This window comes from Virgibacillus siamensis, from assembly GCF_900162695.1.
Classification (GTDB): domain Bacteria; phylum Bacillota; class Bacilli; order Bacillales; family Amphibacillaceae; genus Lentibacillus; species Lentibacillus siamensis_A.
This window is the reverse complement of sequence record NZ_FUIH01000003.1, coordinates 1-5,768: the sequence shown is the minus strand read 5'-3', so window position 1 is coordinate 5,768 and position 5,768 is coordinate 1. Positions and strand designations below refer to the sequence as shown.

The window sequence follows — 5,768 nt, the reverse complement described above, 5'->3', positions numbered from 1 at the left end:
GGTGTAGAAAAGACTGTTCTTGGGCAGAACACTCCTAAGAAAGCCAAGAAGAGTTCTACTCTCAAAAAGACTTCTAAAAAGTCACAAGGACTTGAAAAAGTAGTAGGTCAAGCAACTAACGTGGTAGCGGAAACCGTAAGCGGTGTAGAAAAGACTATTCTTGGAAAGGAAACTCCTAAGGAAGCCAAGAAGAGTTCCATTCTCAAAAAGACTTCTAAAAAGTCACAAGGACTTGTAAAGGTAGTAGATCATGTAACTAACGTGGCGACGGAAACCGTAAGCGGCGTAGAAGACATTGTTCTTGGACAAGGAAATTTAAAGGAAGTAAATAGTAAATCATTACAGTATTTTAATAATTCTCAGGGACTTCTTGGATCAACAACGAATTCAATTGAGAGTATTTTAAATGATTCTCAGAAATCGATAGAACATATAGTGAGCCCATTAAAGAAAACAGTAAATCAAACTAAAACATCTGTTGAAGATCTAACAAATCTTGTTCCTAATGTAACAGGAAGTGTAACGAATATATTAACCAATACTACTTCTGCTGTTTCAGGAGTTGTCAAAACGTCTTCACATCAATCCATTGATTTAATAGATTCGTTAACATTAGGTTTAGTAGAAACGAAAGTACTAAAACAAAGTATAGATTATACTCTGGATGAAACTCAATATCTTGTTGATGATGTAAGTTCTCAAGTCGATAAGACAACAGATAATCTCTTTGGTTCGATTGGCCATGTCACCAACGAAGTTGGCCAAACTGGAAATTCAGTTCTTGATTCAGTGGAATCAGGTACTGAAAAAATAATTAATGGTATTGGTGGAATAGTAGACGGGACTAGCGTAGATGAGATTATTAACACAGAGAATAAACAAAATACGCAAAATGAAAGTAAAGCAGACAATGCAGGTAATAATACTGATAGTACGAATAGCAGCGTTTCAAATAATAAGGTCAATGAATTGCAACTTTCGGAAGACCAAACTTTAGCAAACGACTCAATTGAAAACAACAAAGTGGATTCAACTTATTGGATTGAAAATAAACAATCAATGGAGAAACCTGTTTTTACGCAGCTGAATCTCAAACCGATATCTGAAATCGTTAAATTTGATGAAATGCACGTAAATGAATATAGTACGGATGTTGATTCTAAAAAGGTACAAGAAAGCATTGTAATTCAATCAAATACGAATCAATCATCCGAAAAACCAACCCAGCAAGATTCTTTGTTGGAAGATCTGGTTGTCACGATTCAGAGTTCAAACGGACAAAGTACATCAAGTTCCTCAAGTGCTTCGTCTTCATCTTCATCAAGTTCATTCAGTGGCATGGTTGAATGGGCAGATGATGGAAATAAAAAGCTATTGATAAATGAAGCCTATGGTAAGGAGCATTTACTTATGGATCAGTTTATAGGTAATCCTCCGGAGGAACCGCCGAAAACTTCTTCTTCCCATCTATAAAAAAACGGGGAGAAGGAGCGAGATAAATGACAATGAAATATAGTACTGCTTTGAAAAAAGCAATAGATGCTCAGGCATTGCAGCTTGAAATTTATCAGTATCTCTTTCTTCCTGTTCATAAGAATATGAAGAAGGAGAGGGAGATAAATGAAGTACGGCGACACGCTCAAGCGCGCGTTAGTTATCGGTGCTTTATCCTTAGGCATACTTGGTGCCGGTCAAAATGTTCATGCTTCGGGATTACCTGAAACGAATATTATTGATCAATCCAAGAAGATAGAAAATGTCTATAAACAAAGTGATTCGATTGATAACCTTCTTGATAGCACCATGAAGGTTGTCAACGATAACTTGAATCACATTGTTAACAAGGAAAAGAAGACACAAACGAACACTGATAAACCGTCAAAGGCTAAAGTGGCTAATACGTCAGTAGAGAGTGATGTAGAAGCACATTCCGATAAGGCGGGAAAAACACAGGTTCAGTTGAACAATAAAGATCAGGCATCAGCAGATGTCAAAAGTAAGACATTAAAACCTGATACGCCAGAAAAGAATGATGAAAATGATCATTCGAATAAGGCGAAAACACAGGTTCAACTTAGCAGTAAAGATCAAGCATCAGTAGATGCCAAAAGTAAGACATTAAAACCTAATACGCCGGAAAAGAATGAAGAAAATGATCATTCGAATAAGGCGAACACACAGGTTCAACCTAGCAGTAAAGATCAAGCATCAGTAGATGTCAAAAATAAGACATTAAACCTTGAAACGCGAGAGAAGAATGAAGAAAATGATCATTCGAATAAGGCGGAGACACAGGTTCAAAGTAAAAAAACAGTTACAGTACGTGCAGAGGCTACAGATAAGGATCAAAACAAAGATGAGTCAAAGGACGATAATTCGGAATGTGAATGTTCCAATCCTTTAGTCGACGTTGGAGTGGGATCGTCCCATCTAACGCTGCCGAATCTTGGATTACCTGTTGGACTGGACGCTGGGATTGGACAACCAACGGATTCTTCCGACCAAGATGAAGAAGCAGGTTCTGGTAGTCTGCTGGATTTGACAAGAGTCTATACTAACGTAGACGCAGCTGGACATGAACTGGACGTCGTTGATGTTGGTACGAAATCAACGAACCATGTTGGAGAAGATAACGGGGTTGTTGATGGAATTGATGCTCCATTACATGCAAATGTTTTAAGTCTGGATAGCGGGAATAATTCGCAAAATCAAACCGTTACGCAAACCAAAACGGGAGCATCCAATAGTGCCAATAACAAATTACTGAGCAATGTGAACATGCCGGTCAATGTAAATGTGTTGAGTGTGGCGAGTGGAAACAATGTTCAAAACGGAAAAATTGCTCAGACGGAGTCTGGAAACGGTAATCATTCCGATTTCGGTATCCTTGGAAATGTGAATACGCCTGTCAATTTTAATATTGCAAGTGTGGCGAGCGGAAACAATAGTCAAAACGGCAATATTTCTCAGGCAACGAAAAAAGATGGAACTGGATCAAACTTCCGGCTGATGGATAATCTAAACATTCCAATAAACGGCCATATAACCAGTTTGTATGCCGGAAATGATTCACAAAATGGCGATGTAAAACAGGTTCAAGACGATACAGATACCGATCGTGGTACTGCCTTTGATGTCGTCGGAAATATTAATATGCCTGTCAATGGAATCGACAAGACATTTTATCAAGGAAATGAATCACAAAATGGTGATGTTACGCAGATTGATAAATCTAGAAACCATGGATCATCATTCAACCTGGCAAACAATGCAAATGTTCCGATTAACGGGGCTGTTGCCACAGGATTTACTGGAAATGCATCACAGAATGGTGATATAACCCAGGTTAATAATGGATTGAAATCTGGAAGTAATGACAACCGTTGGGGTTCAGGTATGAAACTGTTCCATAACATTAATATTCCTGTTGATGGATCAGGTGTAGCGTTTGACGTTGGGAACGGATCACAAAATGGCGATCGAACCCAAATTAATTCCGGATCTGGTCAAGGCTCAACCATTGGCATTGCAGATAATGCAAATGCTCAAATAGTTGGAGCTGGAGTAGCTGGAATCGTCGGAAACGGGGCACAAAATGGCTCTATTAAACAGGTAAATGATGGTAACACAGAAGGAAACGATACTTGGAACTGGGGATCCGGAATCAAGCTGTTCCGCAACATCAACATTCCCGTTGATGGAGCAGGTGTGGCTGGAGACATTGGTAACGGTGCACAGAACCAGGAAGTAACACAAGTAGACGATATGAACCATTCAGGATCTGAAATCGGAATCGCGGATAATATCAATGTTCCACTTGATGGAGCAGGCGTATCCGGAATTGTCGGAAACGGATCACAAAATGGTACAGTGAAGCAAGTAAATGATGGCGACACAGAAGGAAACGATACCTGGAACTGGGGATCCGGAATCAAGCTGTTCCGCAACATCAACATTCCCGCCGTTGGGTCAGGAGTTGCCGGAGACATTGGTAACGGAGCGCAGAACCAGAAAGTAACACAAGTTGATGACATGAACCATTCTGGTTCGGGAATCGGATTTGCGGATAACATCAATGTGCCACTTGATGGAGCAGGTGTATCTGGAATTGTCGGAAACGGATCACAAAATGGTACAGTGAAGCAAGTAAATGATGGCGACACAGAGGGCGATACCTGGAACTGGGGATCTGGAATCAAGCTGTTCCGCAACATTAACATTCCTACCGTTGGGTCAGGAGTTGCCGGGGACATTGGTAACGGAGCGCAGAACCAGAAAGTAACACAAGTTGATGACATGAACCATGCTGGTTCAGGAATCGGAATCGCGGATAACATCAATGTTCCACTTGATGGAGCGGGTGTATCCGGAATTGTTGGAAACGGATCACAAAATGGTACCGTAACACAAGTAAATGATGGCAACACAGAGGGCGATACCTGGAACTGGGGATCTGGAATCAAGTTGTTCCGCAACATTAACATTCCTGCCGTTGGGTCAGGAGTTGCCGGAGACATTGGTAACGGAGCGCAAAACCAGAAAGTAACACAAGTTGATGACATGAACCATGCTGGTTCAGGAATCGGAATCGCGGATAACATCAATGTTCCACTTGATGGAGCAGGCGTATCCGGAATTGTTGGAAACGGATCACAAAATGGTACGGTGAAGCAGGTAAATGATGGCAACACAGAAGGAAACGATACCTGGAACTGGGGATCTGGAATCAAGTTGTTCCGCAACATCAACATTCCTACCGTTGGGTCAGGAGTTGCTGGAGACATTGGTAACGGAGCACAGAACCAGAAAGTAACACAAGTTGACTCTGTGAATCGTTTGGGATCTGAGTTCGGCATTGCAGATAACATCAATATTCCACTTGATGGAGCAGGCGTATCTGGAATTGTCGGAAATGGATCACAAAATGGTACCGTGAAACAAGTAAATGATGAGTCTATTTGGGGATCTGAATTTGACATTGCTGACAACATCAACATTCCTGCCGTTGGATCAGGCGTTGCTGCAATAGTTGGTAATGGTTCTCAAAATGGGAATACAACCCAGGTGAACACTAGAAGTGTAAAGGGATCAGAATTCGGTCTAGGCAACAATGTTAATTTACCGATTAACGGTGCAGGCGTTGCTGCAATCACTGGGAATGGTTCCCAAAATGGGAATCCAACCCAAATGAATACGTCAGCCGATGATCAAGATTGGGGTTCATCTTTTCATATAGTTGATAATCTGAATATCCCAATTGATGGTAGCGGCGTTACTTTAAACACAGGTAATGGTTCTCAGAATGGGAATCCCACCGAAGTTAATGTTGATAACGGTTCTGGATTTAGTCTATTTAATACCTTGAATATGCCAGTTGACGGTAATGGAGTCCTAGCGTTTACTGGTAACGGTATTGAAAATGTAAACCCGGTCTTAAAAAATGAGAAGGATGACAATCATTTTGGATTGGGCGCTGTCAATGCACCAATCGTTGCAGATGATATCGTCCTAAATCATGGACAATTTGGAATGGATGGGGATTTGCCAAGTAATGGATTGCCCATCATTGGTGGCTTCCTTGGGGATGCCCCAACCGAAGGTGAAAATGGAAACGTAGAAGGCGGCTTTACACTGCCAGTAATTGGCGGAATCCCGGGAGGAGACATCCTTGGCGGCGGAAACTTGCCTGTCATTGGTGGCTTCCTTGGGGATGCCCCAACTGAAAATGAAGAAGGAAACGTAGAAGGTGGCTTTACACTGCCAGTAAT

1 protein-coding gene and 1 pseudogene are annotated in these 5,768 nt (G+C 41.3%); both read left to right on the top strand.

What is annotated here, in order from left to right; all coding sequences use genetic code 11:
• Positions 1-1,473 (top strand): hypothetical protein (locus B1K71_RS19720; protein WP_175631782.1); only part of this gene is annotated, 1,473 nt, incomplete at its 5' end.
• Between the two features lie 147 nt (positions 1,474-1,620).
• A pseudogene (locus tag B1K71_RS00080) lies at positions 1,621-5,768 on the top strand (hypothetical protein); the annotation flags it as partial.